Origin of the sequence: Streptomyces sp. SAJ15 (assembly GCF_007595705.1) — a bacterium.
Lineage (GTDB): Bacteria > Actinomycetota > Actinomycetes > Streptomycetales > Streptomycetaceae > Streptomyces.
Genome location: NZ_NISY01000003.1, coordinates 382,798 through 406,888 on the forward strand (window position 1 = coordinate 382,798; position 24,091 = coordinate 406,888).

A 24,091-nucleotide genomic window follows, 5' to 3' on the forward strand; every position below is an offset into this window, starting at 1 on the left:
CCGCAGACGATGAGGTGGGGTAGCGATGAACGCGCCGTACGACGGTGATCGCGGCCATGGCCGGGGTGAGGACCCGGCAGGCCGGGTGCCGCACGCGCCCCACGCTCCGTATGCCCCGGAGCCGCACCAGCAGGACCCGTATCTGGGCGACCCCCGCCAGATCTCGTACAGCCGGCTGCCGTACCTCCAGGACCCGTACGCGCACGACCCGTACGGCGGAGGCAGCTACGACACCGGCACCTTCGAGGCCTACCCGTACCCGACGCAGGATCCCTATGCGCACGATCCGCTGACGGACGCCCGCTACGACCGCGCCGCGCACCCGCCGCCGCCCGCCGGTCCCCCGGCGCAGGGGCAGCTGTACGGCCAGCCGACCCCCGGCCAGCACGCCCCGGACCCGCACGTGTGGGCGCCCACGCCCGCGCCCCAGCCCGAGGGGCCCTCCCAGCACCTCCCCTACGGCGACGACCCGGCACACACCCAGTACGTGGGCGTGGACGACCTGGTCACCCATGCCGCCGACGACCGGCCGCAGCCGGACGCCTTCGCGCACCTCTACCGCGACCAGCAGCCGTACGGGCAGCAGGCCACCATGGAGCCCGCCCACACCATGGAGTCCGCGCAGCAGCAGACCCAGCCCTACCCCCAGGTGCAGCAGCACCAGCAGCACCAGCAGGCGTACCCGCCGGTGCCGCCGCCGATGGGCGGGCCCATGCCGCCGCCCGCGGCGGAGCCCGAGCCCCTGGAGGAGATGGAGGCGCCCGCACCGGCCACCGCCCGCAAGCGCGGCAAGGCCGCGAGCGTCCTCCAGTCCAGCGCGCTGATGGCCGCCGGCACCCTGGTCTCCCGACTGACCGGCTTCATCCGCCAGATCGTGATCGTCGCGGCGCTCGGCGGCCTGATGCTCGGCGACGCCTACGGCGTCGCGTACCAGCTTCCGGCGATGGTCTACTTCCTCACCGTCGGTGGCGGCCTGAACTCCGTCTTCGTGCCCCAGCTCGTCCGCGCCATGAAGGAGGACGACGACGGGGGCGTCGCCTTCGCCAACCGGCTGCTCACCCTGGCCATGGTGGTCCTCGGCGCCCTGGTGGTGGTGTCGATGTTCGCGGCACCCTGGCTGATCCAGCTGCTCTCCCCCGAGATCGCGAGCAAACCCGCAGGCAACGAGGTCGCCGTCACCTTCGCCCGCTACTGCCTGCCCACCCTCTTCTTCATGGGTGTGCACGTGGTGGTGGGGCAGATCCTCAACGCGCGCGGCCGCTTCGGCGCCATGATGTGGACCCCGGTCCTCAACAACGTCGTCGTGATCGCCTCCTTCTCCCTGTTCATCTGGGTGTTCGGCACTCACGCCGAGTCCAATATGACGGAAACGACGATCACCGCCGAGGGCATCCGGCTGCTCGGCATGGGCACCCTGCTCGGCCTCACCGTCCAGGCGCTGGCGATGTTCCCCTACCTCCGGGCGACCGGCTTCCGCTACCGGCCGCGATTCGACTGGCGCGGCAAGGGCCTGGGCAAGTCCGCCAGGCTCGCCAAGTGGACCGTGCTGTTCGTCCTGGCCAACCAGGTCGGCCTGGTCGTGGTCACCCGGCTGTCCACCGCGGCCGGCGCCGAAGCCAGTCAGGAGGGCGTCAAGGGCGCCGGCTTCGTCGGCTACACCAGCGCCCAGCTGATCTGGGGCATGCCGCAGGCGATCATCACCGTCTCCGTGATGGCCGCGCTGCTGCCCAGGCTCTCCCGGGCCGCCCACGACGGGGACGCGGGCGCCGTACGCGACGACATCTCGCAGGGCCTGCGCACCTCCGCGGTGGCCATCGTCCCGGTCGCCTTCGCCTTCCTCGCGCTGGGCGTCCCCATCAGCACCCTGCTCTTCGGCGCCTCGGGCACCAACCAGGCCGTGACCATGGGCTACATCCTCATGGCGTTCAGCCTCGGCCTGATCCCGTTCTCCGTGCAGTACGTCGTCCTGCGCGGCTTCTACGCCTACGAGGACACCCGCACGCCCTTCTACAACACGGTGATCGTCGCCGCCGTGAACGCCGCCGCCTCCGCCCTCTGCTACGTGCTGCTCCCCGCACAGTGGGCCGTGGCCGGCATGGCCGCCTCTTACGGCCTCGCCTACGCGATCGGCGTAGGCGTCGCCTGGAAGCGCCTGCGCACGCGGCTGGGCGGCGATCTGGACGGCCGCCACGTGGTCCGTACGTACACCCGTCTGGCGGGTGCCAGCATCCCCGCCGCGCTGCTGGGCGGCGCCGCCGCATACGCCGTCATGAACGTGCTGGGCAAGGGCATCGCGGGCTCCGTCGCGGCCTTGACCGCGGGCGGCATCACCCTGATCGTCATCTTCTATCTGGCTGCGAAGCGGATGCGCATCGCCGAGCTGAACGCCATGGTTGGTATGGTCCGCGGACGTCTCGGCCGTTGACCTGAGCACAACCTTCGTGCGCCACCGTGTGTCGTGCATAGCGGCGGACTGTGGGCACAATTGGTCTTGGCTTTCGGCTGTGGACCAAAGCGCAACGGATGGGGAGGCAGGAACGACGGTGGCGGAACGGAGCACGGCTGCCGTCGACGTGGCTGACAGCGGCGGCGAGGAGCCGCTGACCGCTGAGGCGGACGAGGCCATGACCGACGGGGCGGGGACCGACAAGAAGGCCGGCGCGGGCGCCGGGCAATCCGGCGACGCGGCGGCCAACTCGGTCGCGGGCAAAGGCTCCGCGGCCAAGGCGAGCCCACCTGAACTGCACAGCGGCCACAAACTCGCCAGACGGTATCGCCTCGAAGAGTGCGTCACACGTCTGGACGGATTCAGCAGTTGGCGGGCCGTCGACGAGAAGTTGCGCCGGGCCGTGGGCATTCACGTGCTGCCCGCCGACCACTCCCGAGCCCGCCCCGTGCTCGCCGCCGCGCGCTCCGCGGCGCTGCTGGGCGACCCGCGCTTCGTCCAGGTCCTCGACGCCGTCGAGGAGAACGACCTCGTCTACGTCGTCCACGAGTGGCTTCCTGACGCGACGGAGCTGACCGCGGTCCTCGCCGGCGGTCCGCTGGAGCCGCACGACGCCTACCAACTCGTCAGCCAGGTCTCCCAGGCCATGGCCGCCGCCCACCGCGAGGGCCTGGCCCACCTCCGACTCACCCCCGGCTCCGTGCTGCGCACCTCCTCGGGGCAGTACCGCATTCGCGGCCTAGCCGTCATGGCCGCGCTCCGCGGGATCTCCTCCGACCACCCGCAGCGCACCGACACCGAGTCGATCGGCGCGCTGCTGTACGCCGCACTGACTCAGCGTTGGCCCTACGAGGACGACGCGTACGGCCTCGCGGGCCTCCCCAAGGGCATCGGGCTGATCGCGCCGGACCAGGTCCGCGCGGGGGTCCACCGCGGGCTCTCCGACCTCGCCATGCGCGCCCTGGTCAACGACGGCGCCACGGCGTCCCGCCAGGAGCCGCCCTGCACCACGCCTGAGGAGCTGGCCAAGGCGGTGGCCGCGATGCCCCGCATCCGGCCCCCGGAGCCCGTTTTCACGCCTCCTGAGGCGTACCAGCACCAGGCTTACCAGCACCAGGGCTACCAGCGCGGCGGATACGGTCAGCCGCCGTCCCACGGCGCCCATCCCCGTGCCGGCCGCCCCATGCCGATGCCTCCGCCGCCCCCGCCGCCGCTGCAGACCCGCACCGGCAAGGCCCTGAAGTGGACCGTCTCCGCCCTGCTGATCGCGGCCCTCGGGCTGGGCAGCTGGCAGCTGGCGGACGCCCTCCTGAAGAAGGAGGAGCAGTCGGGGGGCCAGGACCACGGCGAGGAGAAGAAGGACGACGACAAGCCGAAGCCTGTCGCCAAGAAGCTGGACATCAAGGACGCGGCGGAGTTCTCTCCGGGCTCCAACCTCCAGAGCCCCGAAGCCGCGGACAGCACCTACGACGGCAACGCCTCCACGGTCTGGCGCACCAAGAGCTTCATCGAAGGCCCTGAATTCAACCCGCACGTCAAGAAGGGCGTGGGGATCGTCTACGACCTCGGGTCGCCGCAGAAGGTCACCGGGGCCTCCCTCGATCTGCAGTACAGCGCGAATCCGGGGGGTCACACCACGGTCGCCCTGTATGCCACGGACTCCCTGGAGCCCTGGGCAGACGCCCGCAACCCGGTCAGCAGCTTCAAGAAGCTCGCGACGACCACGGAGCCTGGCACGACCGCAAAGCTCTCCGTCCCCGAGAACAAGGTCGTCAAGACCCGCTACGTCCTCGTCTGGATCACGGCACTTCCGGAGTCACCCCCCGAGCCGAACTACGTGAACCGCTACAAGCAGGCCATCAGAGAGATCACGTTCACCGGCTAGCCAGAGGCCACATGGGGAGGGGGGTTGGACGTTGGATGACGCCGTGTACGGCGGGGTGAGCGACGCCGACCTCCTCTCTGCCCACGTGCGGGGCGATCGCGAGGCATTCGGGGAGATCGTCCGGCGGCACCGGGACAGGCTGTGGGCGGTGGCCCTGCGCACGCTGGGGGACCGCGAGGAGGCCGCTGACGCGGTCCAGGACGCCCTGGTGTCCGCCTACCGGGCCGCTCACACCTTCCGGGGCCAGTCGGCCGTCACCACCTGGCTGCATCGCATCACGGTCAACGCCTGCCTCGACCGTGCCCGCAAGTCGGCCACGCGGCGCACCTCACCGGTCGCCGACACCGAGCGGCTGGAGCAGCTTCTCGAACCCCATGAGTCCGCCGCCGCGCCCGCCGAGCGCAGCGATCTGCACCGGCAGGTACTGCGCGCCCTGGAACGGCTGCCCGCCGAGCAGCGCGCCGCCCTGGTGCTGGTCGATATGCAGGGATACCCGGTAGCCGAGGCGGCGCAGATCCTGGATATCCCCATGGGCACGGTCAAAAGTCGCTGTGCCCGGGGGCGTGCTCGGCTGCTGCCGCTGATCTCGCATCTCCACCCGAGTGCGAGGGATAGCGAACCATCGGACCGGGCAAGGAACCGGACGCAGGGGACATCCGTCCCACCGGCGGCAGGACCGAACGACGCAGATGCCGTGAAGGGCGGAGGTGGGCGAGCGTGACATCCACGACCGACACGGATGAGCACCCGGAGGTCGCGGAGATCTCCGCCATGAACGACGGTCTGCTGTCGCCGACCCGCACCGCCGATCTTCGAAGGCACCTCGAGGGCTGCGAGCTGTGTGCGGACGTCCGTACCTCGCTCGACGAGATCCGTTCCCTGCTGGGCACCCTCCCCGGCCCCGTGCGGATGCCCGCCGACATCGCGGGCCGTATCGACGCGGCCCTCGCCGCCGAGGCGCTCCTCGACGCGACCGCCCCGGAGACCCACGTCGACGTTTCACGTGAAACGCCCACCTCCACGGCCGACCATGGCTCCGTCCTCGTTTCACGTGAAACCTCATGCGAAACCTCTCGGGAAACCTCACGCGAAACCTCACGTGAGCCCGAGCACACCACCGAACCGGCACCGAAGGTCGTCGAGAGCGTTGCGCCCACGGCCACCACGACCACTGCGGCCACCGCGTCCGACCGGCCGGCAGGGCGGCCGCGGGCCGCCAGCGGGCCCGGCCGACAGACCTCCCGCCCCGGCGTCCCCCGGCGTGGCCGGCGCTGGCCGAGGGTGCTGCTCGGCGCCGCGTGCGCGGCCGCCGTGCTGGGCGTGGGCAGCCTCTTCCTCCCCTCGGGCTCCGACGACGGTCATCACAAGGCGACGTCCGAAGGCGACACCCGGGCCGAGGCGAGCGGCTCCCCCGCGCTCTCGTCGAGCGAGCTGGAGTCCCAGGTCCGGCAGCTGCTGGCCGGCCAGCAGGGCGGGAGCCAGGCCGACGGCACACGGGGCCTCACCACCAAGGAGTCGTCCAACGCGCCGCTCCAGGGTGGGGACCTCCCGGTGCCGTCCTGTATCCAGGCGGGCACCGGCCGCGCCGAGACGCCCCTTGCGGCCCAGCAGAGGACCTATGACGGCTCCGCCGCCTATCTGGTCGTCCTGCCGCACCCGGCCGACAGCGCGCGCGTCGACGTCTTCGTGATCGACGCCTCCTGTGTCGGCGACTCGCCGGCGTCCGCCGGGAGGGTTCTGGTCACCGAGACCTTCAAGCGGGGATGAGCTCGGGCGAGCGTTGGCGTCTTCGGGAATGTTGGGCCCGTAGGATCCGTTGGGTGGGATGAGTCTCCCCGACCGTCACCGTCCGCACAGACAAGGAAGACATCAGTGAGCGACGTCCGCAACGTGATCATCATCGGTTCCGGGCCCGCGGGGTACGCGGCCGCGCTCTACACCGCCCGTGCCGCGCTGAAGCCCCTGGTCTTCGAGGGTTCCGTCACGGCGGGCGGTGCTCTGATGAACACCACCGAAGTCGAGAACTACCCCGGCTTCCGGGACGGCATCATGGGCCCGGACCTGATGGACAACATGCGCGCCCAGGCCGAGCGCTTCGGCGCCGAGCTGGTGCCGGACGACGTGACCGCGGTCGACCTCAGCGAGGAGATCAAGACCGTCACGGACTCCGAGGGCACCGTCCACCGCGCCAAGGCCGTCATCGTGGCCACCGGCTCCCAGCACCGCAAGCTGGGGCTGCCGCGTGAGGACGAGCTCTCCGGTCGCGGCGTCTCCTGGTGCGCCACCTGTGACGGGTTCTTCTTCAAGGACCAGGACATCGCCGTGGTCGGTGGCGGCGACACCGCCATGGAGGAGGCGACCTTCCTCTCCCGCTTCGCCAAGTCGGTCACCGTGATCCACCGCCGGGGCACCCTGCGCGCCAGCAAGGCCATGCAGGAGCGGGCCTTCGCGGACCCGAAGATCTCGTTCGCCTGGGACAGCGAGGTGGCCGAGGTCCACGGCGACGGCAAGCTCTCCGGCGTGACCCTGCGCAACACCACGACGGGGGAGACCTCGGAGCTGGCGGTGACCGGTCTCTTCATCGCGATCGGCCACGACCCGCGCACCGAGCTGTTCAAGGGCGTTCTGGAGCTCGACGACGACGGCTACCTGAAGGTCGACTCCCCGTCCACCCGGACCAGCGTGCCCGGTGTCTTCGGCGCGGGCGACGTCGTGGACCACACCTACCGCCAGGCGATCACCGCCGCCGGCACCGGCTGCTCCGCCGCTCTCGACGCCGAGCGCTACCTCGCCGTGCTGGCCGACGCCCAGAGCGCCGTCTGACCACCCCGCTTCCCCCAGCACCCACTGATTAAGGAGATTGCCATGGCCGGTGCCACGGTGACCGTGACCGACGCCGACTTCGAGGAGCTCGTCCTCAAGAGCGACAAGCCGGTGCTCGTCGACTTCTGGGCGGCCTGGTGCGGTCCGTGCAAGCAGATCGCCCCGTCGCTGGAGGCCATCGCGTCCGAGCACGACGAGATCGTCATCGCCAAGCTCAACATCGACGAGAACCCGGCCACGGCCGCGAAGTACGGCGTGATGTCCATCCCGACGCTCAACGTCTACCAGGGCGGCGAGGTCGTCAAGACCATCGTCGGTGCCAAGCCGAAGGCCGCCATCGAGCGCGACCTGAGCGACTTCCTGGCCTGAGCCGAGCAGACATGACGAAGGGGCCGCCCGATGGGCGGCCCCTTCGTCATGTCTCCGTGCAACGGTTTCACGTGAAACCGAGCAGCGGGGAAGACCTCTCACAGCGGTCGAAGCGCCGGTTCCTTCTGCACCGCGCCCAGCAGCCGGTCCAAGGCCAGCTCGACGTCTTCCTTCCACGAGATCGTCGTGCGCAGCTCCAGCCGCAGCCGCGGATAGCGCGGGTGGGGGCGCACGGTCTTGAAGCCGACGGCCAACAGGTGGTCGGCCGGCAGCACACAGGCCGGCTCCTTCCAGCGGGCGTCGCCGAACGCCTCGATGGCCTTGAAGCCCCGCCGGATCAGATCCTTGGCGACCGTCTGCACCATGACCCGGCCGAGTCCCTGGCCCTGGTACCCCGGCATCAGCCAGGCGGTCATCAGCTGCACCGCGTCCGCGGACACCGGGCTGGTGGGAAACGCCGTGGAGCGCGGCACATACGCCGGGGGCGCATAGAGCACAAAGCCCACGGGAACCTCGTCGACATAGACCACACGGCCGCAGGAGCCCCACTCCAGCAGCACCGCCGAGATCCAGGCTTCCTTCTCCAACTCCGGTCGACCGGCTCTGACAGCGGCCTCACCGCTGACGGGGTCGAGCTCCCAGAAGACACACGCCCGACAGCGCTTGGGGATATCCGGAAGGTTGTCCAGCGTGAGCGGTACGAGCCGACGCCCCATGCAGCACCAGTTCCTCACTCCATCGCCGGCCGCGCCGAGAGCGGCCGACTGGTCAATGGATGCGCCCTACCTGATCGCATCGTATCCGCGCGCACATCGCGCTGATACCGCCAAAGGGGAAAGAGAACGGGTCGTGTTCCGATCATGTGGAACCCGACCCGTCCTGTGCGAGCTCTGCCCTACTCGGACGCGCCCGCCACTTCCTCGGAGAGCCTCTGTTCCAGAACCCTGCCCTCACCCGGCGCCATCGCGCCCAGGATGCGCTCAAGATCCTCCATCGAGGCGAACTCGACGACGATCTTCCCCTTCTTCTGACCGAGGTCTACCTTCACCCGGGTCTCGAAGCGGTCGGAGAGCCGAGTGGCGAGGTCGCTGAGGGCGGGCGAGACACGCGCCCCGGCGCGGGGCCCCTTGGCCTTCCGGTTGCTCTCCGGCCGCGTCCCCATCAGGGTCACGATCTCTTCCACCGCACGCACCGAGAGTCCCTCCGCGACGATGCGGTGTGCGAGCCGATCCTGCTCTTCGGCGTCATCGACCGACAGCAGCGCGCGGGCGTGGCCCGCGGAGAGCACCCCGGCCGCCACTCGGCGCTGCACCGCCGGGGAGAGCTTCAGCAGACGCAGCGTGTTGGAGACCTGGGGCCGCGAGCGTCCGATGCGGTCGGCCAGCTCGTCGTGGGTGCAGTTGAAGTCCTTGAGCAGCTGGTCGTACGCGGCCGCCTCTTCCAGCGGGTTGAGCTGCGCGCGGTGCAGATTCTCCAGCAGCGCGTCGAGGAGCAGCTTCTCGTCGTCGGTGTCCCGGACGATCGCCGGAATCTTCTCCAGCCCCGCCTCGCGGCAGGCACGCCAGCGGCGCTCGCCCATGATGAGCTCGTACCACTCGGGCCCCAGCTGCCGTACGACGACCGGCTGGAGGAGACCGACCTCCTGGATGGAGGTGACCAGCTCGGCGAGGGCGTCCTCGTCGAAGACCGCACGCGGCTGCCGCGGGTTCGGCTTGATGGAGTCCAGGGGCAGCTCCGCGAAGTGCGCTCCGGCCACCTCTTCGGTGACCGTCGGCGCGGGAGCCGCCTCGGTCGTGGACGCGGGCTCCGTTTCACGTGAAACGGGCGTCGAGGGCAGCGCGGTGACCTTGGCAGCGGCCACACCCCGCTCCGGGGTCAGCACCGGCACCGCGGCGGGCGAGGTGGCTCCGGCCGAGACCGCAGGGCCGGCGCTGTCCGCCGCCTTCGGCGCGGGAGGAATCAACGCACCGAGCCCACGGCCCAGCCCTCTGCGTCGCTCGCTCACTGAATCCCCTCCTGCACACTGTGCTGGTTGTTCTGGGCCAGCACATGGGCGTGCCGGCCGTCGTAGTGCACTCCGACCCCCCGGAGCGCGAGTTCACGGGCGGCCTCCATATAGGACAGCGCGCCGCTGGATCCCGGGTCATAGGTGAGGACCGTCTGCCCGTAGCTGGGCGCCTCCGAGATACGGACCGACCGCGGAATGCTCGTCCGCAGCACCTCGCTGCCGAAGTGGCTGCGCACCTCCTCCGCCACCTGCGAGGCCAGTCGGGTGCGGCCGTCGTACATCGTGAGCAGGATCGTGGAGACATGGAGCTTGGGGTTGAGATGCCCCCGCACCAGATCGACGTTCCGCAGCAGCTGCCCCAGGCCCTCCAGCGCGTAGTACTCGCACTGGATGGGGATCAGCACCTCGGCGCCCGCGACGAGGGCGTTCACGGTCAGCAGGCCCAGCGAGGGCGGGCAGTCGATCAGGATGTAGTCCAGCGGCTGCTCATACGCCTGGATGGCTCGCTGGAGCCTGCTCTCCCGGGCCACCAGCGAGACCAGCTCGATCTCGGCTCCGGCCAGGTCGATGGTGGCGGGGGCACAGAACAGCCCTTCCACATCGGGGACCGGCTGCACCACGTCGGAGAGGGGCTTGCTGTCGACCAGGACGTCGTAGATCGAGGGCACCTCGGCGTGGTGGTCGATGCCCAGGGCCGTGGACGCGTTGCCCTGGGGGTCGAGGTCGATCACCAGCACGCGCCCGCCGTGGAGCGCCAGGGAGGCGGCGAGGTTGACCGTGGTGGTCGTCTTGCCGACCCCGCCCTTCTGGTTGGCGACCACGATCACGCGGGTCTGCTCGGGCCGGGGTAGACCGTTGCCCGTGCGGCCGATCGACTCGACTGCCAGCTGTGCGGCGCGACCGATGGGGGCGCTGTCCATCGGGGGCGGTGTTTCACGTGAAACACCCTCTCCCGCCGATTCGGTACGGGGGCCGGGGACCGGGTCGGTCATCGGCCCCGCGATGTTGGCGTCGGACCGCAAGGATTCACTCTCCTCGACATCAGGCTCGCGATGAACAGAGCCTGCCATGTTTTGGGGTTCGTGAACCAGCGAGGCCCGTTCTTCTGTGGAGGAATCCACCGTTGTGGACAACTCCGTGCCCCTCATGACGGGCTTGCGGCCACGCGGCGCGGCAGCCGCGCGACCACGGCTGATGATTCCATGCAGCAGAGAGCGACGTTTCACGTGAAACACGATGCACGCGCACTACCGCCCGGCCGCCACGACACTCCGGAATGGGTAGTTTTGACAGCTTGTATGGAGCATTGTGCCTAAAATCGAAGGCCCGTCATGGGCCCAGCCGAGACGCTGGACCCGACAACGGGCCTTCGTTCCACGGAAGCCGACTCAGCGACGCCGGCGGGTGCCCTTCCGGGCCGCCTTCGCCCGCTTCGCGGCGAACCGCACACCTCCCGGGCTCTCACCGACCTCGACGCGCACCACGGTGGAGGGCGGGTCCACGATCCCCTCACCGACGTGCAGCACCTCGGTGTCCACCACGCCGAGCTTGCTCAGCGCCGCCCGGGCGTGCTTCAGCTCCTCCTCGGCCGTGTCGCCCTTGAGCGCGAGCATCTCCCCGTAGGGGCGCAGCAGCGGGACGCCCCAGCCGGCGAGCCGGTCCAGCGGGGCCACCGCCCGCGCCGTGACCACATGCACCGGAGGCAGCTTCCCCAGGACCTCCTCGGCCCGCCCGCGCACCACCGTCACATGGTCGAGCCCCAGCAGCTCCACGATCTCCTGGAGGAAGTTGGTGCGGCGCAGCAGCGGCTCGAGCAGGGTGATCCGCAGGTCCGGGCGGGTCAGGGCCAGCGGGATGCCGGGCAGACCGGCGCCGGAGCCCACATCGCACACCGAGACGCCCTCCGGGACCACCTCGGAGAGCACCGCGCAGTTCAGCAGATGGCGCTCCCAGAGCCGAGGCACCTCACGCGGGCCGATCAGGCCGCGGGTGACGCCGACGTCGGCCAGGAGCTCCGCATAGCGCACAGCCTCCGGAAAGCAGTCGCCGAATACGTCCCGAGCCACCTCCGGCGCCGGGGGGAGCTCCGCTGCTTCCGTCACGGGGACCGTCCTTCCGTACAAGCACTCTGGGAACGCTGATGTCAGGCTGACAAGATTCGGCCCCGTCTGCGAGCAGACGGGGCCGAGTACGGCATGAAGCCGGAAACCGAGCCGGTCAGGCCGGGAGGACGACCACTCGGCGCTCGGGCTCTTCGCCCTCGGACTCGCTGCGCAGCCCCGCGGCCGCGACGGCGTCGTGGACGACCTTCCGCTCGAAGGGCGTCATCGGCTTGAGCTTCACCGGCTCACCGCTGCCCTTGGCCTCCTCGGCGGCCTTGGCGCCCAGGGCGGTGAGCTCCTCGCGCTTGCGGGCGCGGAAGCCGGCGATGTCCAGCATCAGCCGGCTGCGGTCACCGGTCTCCCGGTGCACGGCGAGCCGGGTGAGCTCCTGGAGGGCCTCCAGGACCTCGCCATCGCGACCCACCAGCTTCTGCAGGTCACGGCTGGTCGAGTCGCTGATGATCGACACCGCGGCGCGATCGGCCTCGACATCCATGTCGATGTCGCCGTCGAGGTCCGCGATGTCCAGCAGCCCCTCAAGGTAGTCGGCCGCGATCTCCCCCTCCTGCTCCAGGCGGGTCAGGGTGTCGACACCCTCGGCAGCGGGCGTGGTGCCTTCCGTCACGGATGGGCTCCTTCTTACTTCTTGGACGGGTGCTTGGGCCGCTGCTGGCCGCCCTTGCGCTGTCCGGACTTGGCGTTACGGGAGGAGCCAGAAGCCGTGCCGCCGGCCGGCTTGCCGCCCTGCGCCCCGCCCTTCTTCTCCTTGGAGATCTTCTGCCCCGAGGGCGTCGAAGCCAGGGAGCGCCGCTCTCCGGACTCGGCCTGGTCGGCCCCCGCGGAACGCTGGGCGGTCCCGGACTGGCGCTTCGACTTCGTCTGCCGCTTCGGCTGCTGGCGAGCCGCACGGGCCGCCTCTGCGGCCTTCTTCGCCTCGACCTCGGCCGGCTCCTCCTTGAGCTTGCCCTTGGCACGCAGCCGCTCCTGGCGCTGCGTGTAGGCGATGCTGCCCGGGGTGGGGTTCCGGCGGATGATGAACATCTGCTGGCCCATGGTCCAGACGTTGGTGGTCAGCCAGTAGACGAGCACACCGACCGGGAAGTTGATGCCGAAGACGGCGAACATGATCGGGAAGACGTACATCAGCATCTTCTGCTGCTGCATGAACGGCGTCTTCACCGTCAGGTCGACGTTCTTCGTCATCAGCTGGCGCTGCGTGTAGAACTGCGACAGCGACATCAGCACGATCATGGTGACCGTGACGACCCGGACGTCGAGCAGCGAGGCGCCCAGCGACTCGACCTTCTCCGCCGAGTCCATGAACTTCGCGGCCAGCGGGGCGCCGAAGATGTGGGCGTTACGCGCACTGTCCAGCAGCGCCTGGTCGTCGATGACGCCGACCGTGTGGTTGTTCGCGATCTTGTTGAGGACCTGGTAGAGCGCGAGGAAGAACGGCGACTGGGCCAGAATCGGGAGACAGCTCGAGAGCGGGTTGGTGCCCGTCTCCTTGTAGAGCTTCATCATCTCTTCGGACTGGCGCTGCCGGTCGCTCTTGTAGCGCTCCTGGATGGCCTTCATCTTCGGCTGGAGCGCCTGCATGTTCCGGGTCGCCTTGATCTGCTTCACGAAGAGCGGGATCAGGCAGATACGGACCACGACCACCAGGGAGACGATGGACAGACCCCAGGCCCAGCCACTGTCCTTGTCGAAGACAAGGCTGTACAGCGAGTGGAACTGGACGATGATCCAGGAAACTGCGGTATAGAGAGGACCGAGGATCGTGTCCACGAATCAGACTCCTTGGGCGTTGGGCTGAGTCTCGGGCTGTGCGGCAGGCGGGACGGCTGTGCGCCCACCGAGGCGGCTCCTCAGCCGCTGATGCCAGACCGGACGCTTCCGGGGAGGGACGTGGTCGACGCCCCCGAGCGACCACGGATTGCAGCGCAGGATGCGCCAGGCCGTCAGAGCCGTCCCTTTCACCGCACCGTGCACCTTGATGGCCTCATAGCCATAGTGTGAGCACGACGGGTAGTACTTGCAGACCGGTCCCAACAGGGGACTGATGGTCCACTGGTACAGCTTGATCAGCCAGAGCAGCGGGTACTTCACTTCGGCACCCCTCCCAGCAGCCGCTGCAGAGCAGTGTCGAGATCGCGGGCCAGCTGGTCGTGACCCGCTTCACCCGCACCGGGCAGCGCCCGTACGACCACCAGGCTACCTTCGGGGAACCGATCGAGGCGGTCGCGCATCAGGTGGCGCAGCCGCCGCTTCACCAGATTGCGGACGACGGCGCCGCCGACGGCCTTGCTGACGACGAAACCCGCACGCACCGGGGGAGCACTCTCCCCAGATGCGTGCGGGTCCGTTGCACCGCTTCGAAGGTGGACGACGAGGAGCGGGCGTCCGGCCCTGCGTCCTCGGCGTACCGCGGTCGCGAAGTCCTCGCGCCGCCTCAGCCGATGCTGGTCAGGCAGCACGTCACGACCTTGCGATCAGGCGGACAGGCGCGCGCGACCCTTGCCACGGCGGGCCGCGAGGATGGCGCGACCGGCACGGGTGCGCATCCGCAGCCGGAAGCCGTGGGTCTTCGCGCGGCGGCGGTTGTTCGGCTGGAAGGTGCGCTTGCTCACTCGGGGGCTCCAGAAATGAATCGGGTGGTGGCGGGACATCGCCTGGCTGTCACCGTGCGCCCACGAGAAGCTCGCAATACGCCCGAGTGCACCGCTTCACAACCACTATGTCTGTGGTCTTTGCCCATCGGAGGCAGGCGGCAGCAGCCATCGACAACTCGACCTGGTTACGGTACGCGCGACTACGCCATCCGGTCAAACCGGCGGGTCGTGGGGTGTCCCACTGTCCCCAGGGTCAGGAGAACGCCCGGGAACATCGCATGGCACATTTGTACACACCCTGTGGACAACGACTTGAACCACGCCCCGAGCCTGACTACCGTGGCTGGGCTTCGATTCCTTCCCGCCCGTCGCGAGAACCACACATCCGTGGGACCTGTCGGCGTCCCCCGCCCCGAGTGAGAGAGCGTGCCCTGTGGCTGACGTACCCGCCGATCTTGCCGCAGTGTGGCCGCGCGTGCTCGAACAACTCCTCGGCGAAGGCCGTGGCCACGGCGTCGAGGCGAAGGACGAGCACTGGATCAAGCGGTGCCAGCCGCTGGCCCTCGTCGCCGACACGGCGCTGCTCGCGGTCCCCAACGAGTTCGCCAAGGGCGTGCTCGAGGGCCGGCTGTCGCCGCTGATTAGCGACACGCTGAGCCGTGAGTGCGGCCGCCCGATCCGTATCGCGATCACCGTCGACGACTCCGCCGGCGAGCCCCCGGCCCCGCCGCAGCGCCACCAGCCGCAGCCTCCGCAGCGCGAGGCGTATGAGAATCGCGACACATACGAGGCCCGCGACGCGTACGAGAGCCGCGACGCGTACGAGGGTCGGGACGCGTACGAGAGCCGCCAGCCGTACGAGGGCTACGGGCGCGGCGGCGACGAGCTGCCGACGGCCCGCCCCGCCTACCCCGACTACCCCTCGAGCCGCCCCGAGCCCGGCGCGTGGCCCCGGCCGCAGGACGACTACGGCTGGCAGCAGCAGCGCCTCGGCGGCTTCCCCGAGGGCGGCGACCCCTACGCCTCACAGCACGGCCAGCACGGCTACGAGCCGTCCGGCCGCGAGCTCCCCGAGCCGGGCGACCGGCCCCGCGGCGGACCGGGTGGCCCCGGCACGCCCGGCGGCGGTCCGGTGCTCCCCGCCCGCCCCGGTGGTCCGGGCGGCCCCGGTGGCCCCGGCGGAACGGGGGGTTCCGGTGGACCGGGCGGGAGCTCCGGCGGGAGCGGTGCGCTCACCGGCCAGCCCGCCCCGGCCTCCGGCCCCGGCGAGCCGACCGCGCGGCTGAACCCGAAGTACCTCTTCGACACCTTCGTCATCGGCGCGTCCAACCGCTTCGCGCACGCCGCCGCGGTCGCGGTGGCCGAGGCGCCCGCCAAGGCGTACAACCCCCTGTTCATCTACGGGGAGTCGGGGCTGGGCAAGACCCACCTGCTGCACGCCATCGGGCACTACGCGCGCAGCCTGTACCCGGGCACCCGGGTGCGCTATGTGAGCTCCGAGGAGTTCACCAACGAGTTCATCAACTCCATCCGCGACGGCAAGGCGGACGCGTTCCGCAAGCGCTACCGCGACATGGACATCCTGCTGGTCGACGACATCCAGTTCCTGGCGAGCAAGGAGTCGACGCAGGAGGAGTTCTTCCACACCTTCAACACGCTCCACAACGCCAACAAGCAGATCGTGCTCTCCTCGGACCGGCCGCCCAAGCAGCTGGTGACCCTGGAGGACCGGCTGCGCAACCGCTTCGAGTGGGGTCTGATCACCGACGTCCAGCCGCCCGAGCTGGAGACGCGGATCGCGATCCTGCGCAAGAAGGCGGTGCAGGAGCAGCTGAACGCCCCGCCGGAGGTGCTGGAGTTCATCGCCTCGCGGATCTCACGCAACATCCGCGAGCTGGAGGGCGCGCTGATCCGGGTGACCGCGTTCGCCAGCCTCAACCGCCAGCCGGTGGACCTCGGGCTGACGGAGATCGTGCTGAAGGACCTGATCCCCGGCGGCGAGGACACCGCCCCCGAGATCACCGCCACCGCCATCATGGCCGCGACCGCGGACTACTTCGGGCACACGGTCGACGACCTGTGCGGCGCCTCGCGCAGCCGGGTGCTGGTGACCGCGCGGCAGATCGCGATGTACCTGTGCCGGGAGCTCACCGACCTGTCGCTGCCGAAGATCGGGGCCCAGTTCGGCGGCCGCGACCACACGACGGTGATGCACGCGGACCGCAAGATCCGGGCGCTGATGGCGGAGCGGCGCTCCATCTACAACCAGGTGACCGAGCTGACCAACCGCATCAAGAACGGCTAGGCGGGCCGAGGGCGCCGTGCTTCGCGCCGAAGGGCGCCCCGGGGAACTCTCCCCGGGGCGCCCTCGCCGTTTCCCGGCGGCCTCCAGGCGGCCCGCTTCGGACCTCCCTCCGCGCGCCCGAAGCCATTCCACAGACAGTGGACAACCGCTTCCGAGAGGCCAGGGAATCCGCTCCCGCACGCCCTCCGACCGGCGTCCGACCAGCCCCGGGGACGGGCTCCACGGCCCGCTCCACGACCGGTTCTCGGCGTCTTCTGGCCGCTTCGCGACCGCCTCTGTCGGCGCCTGTCCCCCGAACACATCCACGGCGGTGTTCGATTTCCGCGCCGAGCGGCCGGTTCTCCACAGATTCGGGGGTTATCCACGATCCACACCCTGGGGAAGCGGAAGTTATCCCGAAGCTGTCCACAGGGCCGGTCGTCCGGGCAAGATCCACCCAGGTCAGGGGTCTGTGGAATTGTGGCAATCGAGAGTCCACAGACTGTGGACGACGGAACTGTCCACAGGGGGCCGACTCCGTTGTCCACCGCCCGCCCACAGCCGGACCGCCGTTGCCCACAGCTTCTCCACACCCCTGTCCACTGTTCGGCAAGGAAAAGCCCCCCGTAGCTGACACGAGTGAAAGGCGTCACACCGAGAAGCCTGGTTGGGCTGTGGGGAACCTGGGTAAAACTGGGGACAGCGCTGGGGAGAACCGGGGCTCCCCTGTGCATGGGGTGTGTGTAACTTCGCGCGGTCCACAGACACCCCCGGTTATCCACCGTGTCCGCCCACAGGGGCAGTGGACAAAAAATCGGTGTTGACCTGCGCAAACGCAGTTGTCCACCGTTTCCACAGGCCCTACTACTACGACCACGTAGTTAGAGCGAGGAATTCGGTTCGAAGCGGGGCCTGTGCACAACTCGGCTTCGCGGCGCTCGACACCCCGGACCTCGACTTGACCCCGAGCCGCACCGTCTGTCGGTGGCGTACGTCAGACTGGTCTCCGGCACTCAGCCGACGACGAAGGCCAGCAGGGCGAGCCAGCAACAGCAGGAGGCGGTTCCGGTGAAGATCCGGGTGGAGCGCGATGTACTCGCGGAGGCAGTGGCCTGGGCGGCCCGCAGCCTCCCGGCCCGTCCGCCGGTGCCCGTCCTCGCGGGCCTGCTGCTGAAGGCCGAGGAGGGCTCGCTGAGCCTCTCCAGCTTCGACTACGAGGTCTCGGCCCGTGTCTCCGTCGAGGCGGACGTCGACGAGGAGGGCACCGTCCTCGTCTCCGGCCGGCTGCTCGCCGACATCTGCCGGGCCCTCCCCAACCGCCCGGTGGAGATCTCCACCGACGGTGTACGGGTGACCGTGCTCTGCGGCTCCTCCCGCTTCACCCTCCACACCCTGCCTGTGGAGGAGTACCCGGCGCTGCCGCAGATGCCGACCGCCACCGGCACCGTCCCCGGTGAGGTCTTCGCCTCCGCGGTCGCCCAGGTCGCCATCGCCGCCGGCCGCGACGACACCCTCCCGGTGCTCACCGGCGTCCGGATCGAGATCGAGGGCGACACCGTCACCCTGGCCTCCACCGACCGCTACCGCTTCGCGGTCCGAGAGTTCCTGTGGAAGCCGGAGACCCCGGACGTCTCCGCCGTCGCGCTGGTGCCCGCCAAGACGCTGCTCGACACCGCCAAGTCGCTGACCAGCGGTGACACCGTGGCGCTGGCGCTCTCCGGCTCCGGCGCGGGTGAGGGCCTGATCGGTTTCGAGGGCGCCGGCCGGCGCACCACCACCCGGCTGCTCGAGGGCGATCTCCCGAAGTACCGGACGCTCTTCCCGACCGAGTTCAACTCCGTCGCGGTGATCGAGACGGCTCCGTTCGTCGAGGCCGTCAAGCGTGTGGCGCTGGTCGCCGAGCGGAACACCCCGGTGCGGCTCAGCTTCGAGCAGGGCGTGCTGATCCTGGAGGCCGGCTCCAGCGACGACGCACAGGCTGTGGAGCGCGTGGACGCGCAGCTGGAGGGCGACGACATCTCGATCGCCTTCAACCCGACCTTCCTGCTGGACGGTCTCAGCGCGATCGACGCCCCGGTGGCGCAGCTGTCGTTCACCACCTCCACCAAGCCGGCGCTGCTGAGCGGCAAGCCGGCCCTGGACGCCGAGGCGGACGACGCGTACAAGTACCTGATCATGCCGGTGCGGCTGTCCGGCTGAGGCCGCACAGCCGATCGGTCCGCGGCGCTCAGACTGAGCGGCTGAGCCCACAGGTGTGCACGAACCCGCGGGCGTAGGCTCGACGCAGGCACAGCGCTACGACTACGGCACGAAGGATCACTGATGGAGCTCGGTCTCGTCGGTCTCGGCAAGATGGGCGGCAACATGCGCGAGCGCATTCGCCGCGCAGGCCACACCGTCATCGGATACGACCGCAACCCGGACCTCGCGGATGTCCACAGCCTCAAGGAGCTTGTGGATTCCCTGACGGGTCCGCGGGTGGTGTGGGTCATGGTCCCGGCGGGCCAGGCGACCCAGTCCACGATCGACGATCTGGCCGAGCTGCTCTCCCCCGGCGATGTCGTCGTGGACGGCGGCAACTCGCGCTGGACGGATGACGAGAAGCACGCCGAGGAGCTCGCGGCCAAGGGCATCGGCTTCGTGGACTGCGGCGTCTCCGGTGGCGTCTGGGGCCTGGAGAACGGCTACGCGCTCATGTACGGCGGCGACGCCGAGCATGTGGCGCGGGTGCAGCCGATCTTCGACGCGCTCAAGCCCGAGGGCGAGTTCGGCGCGGTGCACGCGGGCAAGGTCGGCGCGGGCCACTTCGCCAAGATGGTCCACAACGGCATCGAGTACGCGATGATGCAGGCCTTCGCCGAGGGCTGGGAGCTGCTGGAGGCGGTGGACTCGGTCACCGACGTCCGCGAGGTCTTCCGCTCCTGGCAGGAGGGCACGGTCATCCGCTCCTGGCTGCTGGACCTGGCCGTTCGCGCGCTGGACGACGACGAGCACCTGGAGAAGCTGCGGGGCTACGCGGCCGACTCCGGCGAGGGCCGCTGGACGGTGGAGGCCGCGATCGACAACGCGGTGCCGCTGCCGGCGATCACCGCCTCGCTGTTCGCCCGCTTCGCCTCGCGCCAGGACGACTCGCCGCAGATGAAGATGATCGCGGCGCTGCGTAACCAGTTCGGCGGGCACGCCGTGGAGAACAAGTAGGAAAGCACGTCGGCGCCCAGGCGCCGACGTCGTAGTACCCAGCTCAGCAGCCGGGGGAGGTCGGCGGTCACCGTGCACGTTTCACATCTGTCGCTGGCCGACTTCCGCTCGTACGCCCGGGTCGAGGTCGAGCTCGACCCGGGCGTCACCGCGTTCGTGGGCCCCAACGGCCAGGGCAAGACCAATCTCGTCGAGGCGATCGGCTATCTGGCCACGCTCGGCAGCCACCGGGTCTCCTCCGACGCCCCGTTGGTGCGGATGGGCGCCGACCGGGCCGTGATACGGGCCGCGGTGACCCAGGGCGAGCGGCGTCAGCTGATCGAGCTGGAGCTCAACCCGGGCCGTGCCAACCGGGCCCGCATCAACCGTTCCTCGCAGGTCAGACCGCGCGACGTGCTCGGCATCGTGCGCACGGTGCTGTTCGCGCCGGAGGACCTGGCGCTGGTCAAGGGGGATCCGGGGGAGCGGCGCCGCTTCCTCGACGAGCTGGTCACGGCGCGCGCGCCGCGCATGGCGGGGGTGCGCTCCGACTACGACCGGGTGCTCAAGCAGCGCAACACGCTGCTGAAGTCGGCCGCCATGGCCCGGCGGCACGGTGGTCGTTCCCTGGACCTGTCCACGCTGGACGTCTGGGACCAGCACCTGGCGCGGGCCGGCGCCGAGCTGCTGGCGCACCGACTCGACCTGGTCGGCACCCTTCAGCCGCTGGCCGACAAGGCGTACGAGCAGCTGGCGCCGGGTGGCGGGCCGCTCGCCCTCGAGTACCGGGGCTCCGCGGGCGAGGCGATGGCGGGCGCGCACACCCGCGAGGAGCTGTACGAGGTGCTGCTCGCGGCCCTCGGGGCGGCCCGCAAGCAGGAGATCGAGCGCGGCGTCACGCTGGTCGGACCGCACCGCGACGACCTGCTGCTGCGGCTCGGTCAGCTGCCCGCGAAGGGGTACGCGAGCCATGGCGAGTCCTGGTCGTACGCGCTGGCGCTGCGGCTGGGTTCGTATGAGCTGCTGCGCGCCGAGAGTCCGGCGGGCCCGGCGGGACCCGCGGACGAGGGCGCCGGGGGTCGGCGGGCGAACGAGCCGGTGCTGGTGCTGGACGACGTCTTCGCCGAGCTGGACGAGCGGCGTCGGACGCGGCTGGCGGAGCTGGTCGCGCCGGGGGAGCAGGTGCTGGTGACGGCGGCGGTCGACGACGATGTGCCGGGCGTCCTGCGGGGGACCCGGTTCTCGGTGTCCGGCGGCGTGGTGGAGCGGGCATGAACGGGCAGCCGCAGCACCAGCCGGGGCAGACCCCGGGGTCGGGGGCCGGGGGGTCCGGGACTCCGGAGCCGTCCGGCATCGATCTGGCACGGGTGGCGCTGCGCGCCGCCAAGGAGCAGGCGCGGGCCCGGGGTGCCGCCGCCCAGCAGCGCAAGCAGGCGCGCCGCGGGGGCCTGCGCTCCGGCGCGCGCGCCGACGGCCGCGATCCGCTGTCGCTCGGCGCGGCGATCAACCGGCTGATCACTGAGCGCGGTTGGGAGACCCCCGCCGCGGTCGGCGGGGTGATGGGCCGCTGGTCGCAGTTGGTCGGCCCCGAGGTGGCGCAGCACTGCGAGCCCCAGCGGTACGACGAGGAGGCGCGGGTGCTGACCGTGCGCTGCGACTCCACGGCCTGGGCGACGCAGCTGCGGCTGCTGGCCCCCCAACTGGTGGCGCGGCTCAACCAGGATCTGGGGCAGGGCACGGTCAAGCTGATCAAGGTCTGGGGTCCGGGGGGCCCGCCGCGGCGCTACGGTCCGCTCCGGGCGCCGGGCAGCTCCGGACCCGGCGACACCTACGGCTGATCGGTCCGCCCGTGGTGGCCCGTCCCCGGTGGGCCGGGGGCGGTTCGGAGGCGTAGGACGACGGACGAGGGCGGGGCGCCGTGCGCGCGGGGGTCACCGCACCCGCCGGGTCGCACACCAGTGCGCACCGGCGCGCCGGGGGCGCGTCTTTCGGGCCCGGGTGAGCCCCCGTGCGCGGGGGCCGGCGCGGGCGGGGTGAGCCCCCCGCGCGCGCAGATCGTCGCGGCTGTGGTTGAGACTCCGCTCACGGTAGCCGTTGGTTGACATCCCGAAGCGCTGAGTGCCGGTGTGAGCCTCCTGAAGCCCTCACCCAGATATGGGGAGTCGGTGGAGGTCGGTTCAGGGCGGCACACGCGGACTCAGGCGCCAGCAAACCCCCATTCATGTCAGTGCTACCGGTAGACTGGAAGCTAATCCCGCCTAGATGGCGGGACACGTCGACTAACGCAGAACGACGCAGCCGCTCCCGCCTGTCCGGAGCCGGCTTGTGCTGTGCCAGAAAGGGCGCTTCGTGGCCGATTCCGGCAACCTCAACGAGAACATCCCGTCCACCGACGACGGCCAGACCGTGTCAACGCCGTCGTACGACGCCAGCGCGATCACCGTCCTGGAGGGTCTGGACGCGGTCCGTAAGCGACCCGGCATGTACATCGGCTCGACCGGTGAGCGCGGCCTCCACCACCTGGTCTACGAGGTGGTCGACAACTCCGTCGACGAGGCGCTGGCCGGACACGCCGACACCATCGACGTCACGCTGCTGGCCGACGGCGGCGTGCGCGTCGTCGACAACGGCCGTGGCATCCCGGTCGACCTGCACCCGGTGGAGAAGAAGCCGGCCGTGGAGGTCGTGCTGACCGTGCTGCACGCGGGCGGCAAGTTCGGCGGCGGTGGCTACGCCGTCTCCGGCGGTCTGCACGGCGTCGGCGTCTCCGTCGTCAACGCGCTGTCCTCCAAGGTGGCGGTCGAGGTCAAGCGGGACGGCTTCCGCTGGACCCAGGACTACAAGCTGGGCACGCCCACCGCGCCGCTGCAGAAGAACGAGGCCGTCGAGGAGACCGGCACCACGGTCACCTTCTGGGCCGACCCGGACATCTTCGAGACCACCGAGTACTCCTTCGAGACGCTGTCGCGGCGCTTCCAGGAGATGGCGTTCCTCAACAAGGGCCTGACCATCTCGCTGACCGACCAGCGCGAGGCGCACGTCGACGAGGAGGGCAAGCCGCTCAGCGTCCGTTACCGCTACGACGGCGGCATCGTCGACTTCGTCAAGTACCTCAACTCCCGCAAGGGCGAGCTGATCCACCCGACCGTCATCGGCTTCGAGTCCGAGGACAAGGAGCGGATGCTCTCGGTCGAGGTGGCGATGCAGTGGAACACCCAGTACAGCGAGGGTGTCTACAGCTTCGCCAACACCATCCACACGCACGAGGGCGGCACCCACGAAGAGGGCTTCCGCGCGGCGCTCACCACGCTGATCAACAAGTACGCCCGTGAGAAGAAGCTGCTCCGCGAGAAGGACGACAACCTCACCGGTGAGGACATCCGCGAGGGTCTGACCGCGATCATCTCGGTCAAGCTGGGCGAGCCGCAGTTCGAGGGCCAGACCAAGACCAAGCTGGGCAACACCGAGGCGAAGACCTACGTCCACAAGATCGTCTTCGAGCACCTCGCGGACTGGCTGGACCGGAACCCCAACGAGGCCGCGGACATCATCCGCAAGGGCATCCAGGCGGCCACCGCGCGCGTCGCGGCCCGCAAGGCCCGCGACCTGACGCGCCGCAAGGGTCTGCTGGAGACGGCCTCGCTGCCGGGCAAGCTGAGCGACTGCCAGTCCAACGACCCGACCAAGTGCGAGATCTTCATCGTCGAGGGTGACTCCGCCGGTGGCTCGGCCAAGTCCGGCCGCGACCCGCAGTACCAGGCGATCCTGCCGATCCGCGGAAAGATCCTCAACGTCGAGAAGGCGCGCGTCGACAAGATCCTGCACAACAACGAGGTGCAGGCGCTGATCTCGGCCTTCGGCACCGGTGTGCACGACGACTTCGACATCGGCAAGCTCCGCTATCACAAGATCATCCTGATGGCGGACGCCGACGTCGACGGGCAGCACATCAACACCCTGCTGCTCACCTTCCTCTTCCGCTTCATGCGGCCGCTGGTGGAGGCCGGGCACGTCTACCTCTCCCGCCCCCCGCTGTACAAGATCAAGTGGGGCCGGGACGAGGTGGAGTACGCCTACTCCGACCGTGAGCGCGACGCGCTGATCCAGGCGGGCCGGGAGAACGGCAAGCGCATCAAGGACGACTCGGTGCAGCGCTTCAAGGGTCTGGGCGAGATGAACGCCGAGGAGCTGCGGGTGACCACCATGGACATCGAGCACCGGGTGCTCGGCCAGGTCACCCTCGACGACGCGGCCCAGGCGGACGACCTGTTCTCCGTGCTCATGGGCGAGGACGTCGAGGCACGGCGCTCCTTCATCCAGCGCAACGCCAAGGACGTCCGCTTCCTCGACATCTGAGTCGGCCGGCAGCAAGCCTCGGACCGCTT

General features: G+C 70.0%; 21 protein-coding genes. 12 read left to right on the forward strand and 9 right to left on the reverse strand.

All coding sequences use genetic code 11. The features are described 5' to 3' along the window. The first annotated feature begins 25 nt into the window (after nucleotides 1–25). The 6 genes from murJ (at nucleotide 26) to trxA (ending at nucleotide 7,523) form a co-directional block, all read left to right on the forward strand. On the forward strand, nucleotides 26–2,425 hold the full coding sequence (gene murJ, locus CD790_RS11855) for a murein biosynthesis integral membrane protein MurJ (RefSeq protein ID WP_144383134.1): 2,400 nt from the start codon (nucleotides 26–28) through the stop codon (nucleotides 2,423–2,425). Between the two features lie 118 nt (nucleotides 2,426–2,543). Further along, nucleotides 2,544–4,331 carry a protein kinase family protein gene (locus tag CD790_RS11860; RefSeq protein ID WP_144383135.1) on the forward strand — a complete coding sequence of 596 codons (1,788 nt, stop codon included), beginning with the start codon at nucleotides 2,544–2,546 and terminating at the stop codon, nucleotides 4,329–4,331. Between the two features lie 31 nt (nucleotides 4,332–4,362). Then, a complete protein-coding gene (gene sigM / locus CD790_RS11865; protein ID WP_144383136.1) occupies nucleotides 4,363–5,052 on the forward strand; it encodes an RNA polymerase sigma factor SigM in 690 nt (229 codons plus the stop codon). Beyond that, nucleotides 5,049–6,098: a hypothetical protein gene (locus CD790_RS11870; RefSeq protein ID WP_144383137.1), complete on the forward strand. Its 1,050-nt coding sequence runs from the start codon at nucleotides 5,049–5,051 to the stop codon at nucleotides 6,096–6,098. The genes sigM and CD790_RS11870 overlap by 4 nt, the downstream gene beginning before the upstream one ends. A gap of 105 nt (nucleotides 6,099–6,203) precedes the next feature. Then, entirely contained in the window at nucleotides 6,204–7,154 is a 951-nt protein-coding gene (trxB, locus tag CD790_RS11875; RefSeq protein ID WP_144383138.1) for a thioredoxin-disulfide reductase, read from the forward strand. 42 nt (nucleotides 7,155–7,196) lie between these two features. Further along, entirely contained in the window at nucleotides 7,197–7,523 is a 327-nt protein-coding gene (gene trxA, locus CD790_RS11880; protein ID WP_144383139.1) for a thioredoxin, read from the forward strand. Nucleotides 7,524–7,621: 98 nt separating this feature from the next. On the opposite strand, the gene CD790_RS11885 is transcribed toward trxA, so the two are convergent. The 9 genes from CD790_RS11885 to rpmH form a co-directional block, all read right to left on the reverse strand. Continuing rightward, nucleotides 7,622–8,239: a GNAT family N-acetyltransferase gene (locus tag CD790_RS11885; RefSeq protein WP_144383140.1), complete on the reverse strand. Its 618-nt coding sequence runs from the start codon at nucleotides 8,237–8,239 to the stop codon at nucleotides 7,622–7,624. A 179-nt stretch (nucleotides 8,240–8,418) separates the two neighbouring features. After that, complete coding sequence (locus CD790_RS11890) at nucleotides 8,419–9,528, reverse strand: ParB/RepB/Spo0J family partition protein (RefSeq protein ID WP_144383141.1); 1,110 nt, start codon at nucleotides 9,526–9,528, stop codon at nucleotides 8,419–8,421. Next, a complete protein-coding gene (locus tag CD790_RS11895) occupies nucleotides 9,525–10,601 on the reverse strand; it encodes a ParA family protein (RefSeq protein ID WP_144383142.1) in 1,077 nt (358 codons plus the stop codon). The genes CD790_RS11890 and CD790_RS11895 overlap by 4 nt, the downstream gene beginning before the upstream one ends. 318 nt (nucleotides 10,602–10,919) lie before the next feature. After that, nucleotides 10,920–11,633: a 16S rRNA (guanine(527)-N(7))-methyltransferase RsmG gene (rsmG, locus tag CD790_RS11900; protein ID WP_144383143.1), complete on the reverse strand. Its 714-nt coding sequence runs from the start codon at nucleotides 11,631–11,633 to the stop codon at nucleotides 10,920–10,922. A 115-nt stretch (nucleotides 11,634–11,748) separates the two neighbouring features. Beyond that, nucleotides 11,749–12,258 (reverse strand): R3H domain-containing nucleic acid-binding protein, encoded by a 510-nt coding sequence (locus CD790_RS11905; RefSeq protein WP_144383144.1) that lies wholly within the window; start codon nucleotides 12,256–12,258, stop codon nucleotides 11,749–11,751. Between the two features lie 14 nt (nucleotides 12,259–12,272). Continuing rightward, nucleotides 12,273–13,421, reverse strand: a complete 1,149-nt coding sequence (gene yidC / locus CD790_RS11910) for a membrane protein insertase YidC (protein WP_144383145.1) — start codon at nucleotides 13,419–13,421, stop codon at nucleotides 12,273–12,275. 3 nt (nucleotides 13,422–13,424) lie between these two features. Then, complete coding sequence (gene yidD / locus CD790_RS11915; RefSeq protein WP_144383146.1) at nucleotides 13,425–13,742, reverse strand: membrane protein insertion efficiency factor YidD; 318 nt, start codon at nucleotides 13,740–13,742, stop codon at nucleotides 13,425–13,427. Further along, nucleotides 13,739–14,110 carry a ribonuclease P protein component gene (gene rnpA, locus CD790_RS11920; RefSeq protein WP_144383147.1) on the reverse strand — a complete coding sequence of 124 codons (372 nt, stop codon included), beginning with the start codon at nucleotides 14,108–14,110 and terminating at the stop codon, nucleotides 13,739–13,741. Before rnpA ends, yidD begins: the two co-directional genes overlap by 4 nt. 15 nt (nucleotides 14,111–14,125) lie before the next feature. Next, on the reverse strand, nucleotides 14,126–14,263 hold the full coding sequence (rpmH, locus tag CD790_RS11925) for a 50S ribosomal protein L34 (protein WP_125638610.1): 138 nt from the start codon (nucleotides 14,261–14,263) through the stop codon (nucleotides 14,126–14,128). A 415-nt stretch (nucleotides 14,264–14,678) separates the two neighbouring features. On the opposite strand from rpmH, the gene dnaA reads away from it, so the two are divergent. The 6 genes from dnaA (at nucleotide 14,679) to gyrB (ending at nucleotide 24,062) form a co-directional block, all read left to right on the forward strand. Beyond that, nucleotides 14,679–16,550 (forward strand): chromosomal replication initiator protein DnaA, encoded by a 1,872-nt coding sequence (dnaA, locus tag CD790_RS11930; RefSeq protein ID WP_144383148.1) that lies wholly within the window; start codon nucleotides 14,679–14,681, stop codon nucleotides 16,548–16,550. Between the two features lie 1,047 nt (nucleotides 16,551–17,597). Then, on the forward strand, nucleotides 17,598–18,728 hold the full coding sequence (gene dnaN, locus CD790_RS11940) for a DNA polymerase III subunit beta (RefSeq protein WP_144383374.1): 1,131 nt from the start codon (nucleotides 17,598–17,600) through the stop codon (nucleotides 18,726–18,728). Nucleotides 18,729–18,851: 123 nt separating this feature from the next. Beyond that, a complete protein-coding gene (gene gnd / locus CD790_RS11945; RefSeq protein WP_144383149.1) occupies nucleotides 18,852–19,727 on the forward strand; it encodes a phosphogluconate dehydrogenase (NAD(+)-dependent, decarboxylating) in 876 nt (291 codons plus the stop codon). A 72-nt stretch (nucleotides 19,728–19,799) separates the two neighbouring features. Continuing rightward, entirely contained in the window at nucleotides 19,800–20,981 is a 1,182-nt protein-coding gene (gene recF / locus CD790_RS11950) for a DNA replication/repair protein RecF (protein ID WP_144383150.1), read from the forward strand. Then, on the forward strand, nucleotides 20,978–21,544 hold the full coding sequence (locus tag CD790_RS11955; RefSeq protein ID WP_260867503.1) for a DUF721 domain-containing protein: 567 nt from the start codon (nucleotides 20,978–20,980) through the stop codon (nucleotides 21,542–21,544). Before recF ends, CD790_RS11955 begins: the two co-directional genes overlap by 4 nt. Before the next feature lie 487 nt (nucleotides 21,545–22,031). Continuing rightward, nucleotides 22,032–24,062, forward strand: coding sequence for a DNA topoisomerase (ATP-hydrolyzing) subunit B (gene gyrB, locus CD790_RS11960; protein WP_144383151.1), 2,031 nt, complete (start codon nucleotides 22,032–22,034; stop codon nucleotides 24,060–24,062). Nucleotides 24,063–24,091: the final 29 nt, after the last annotated feature.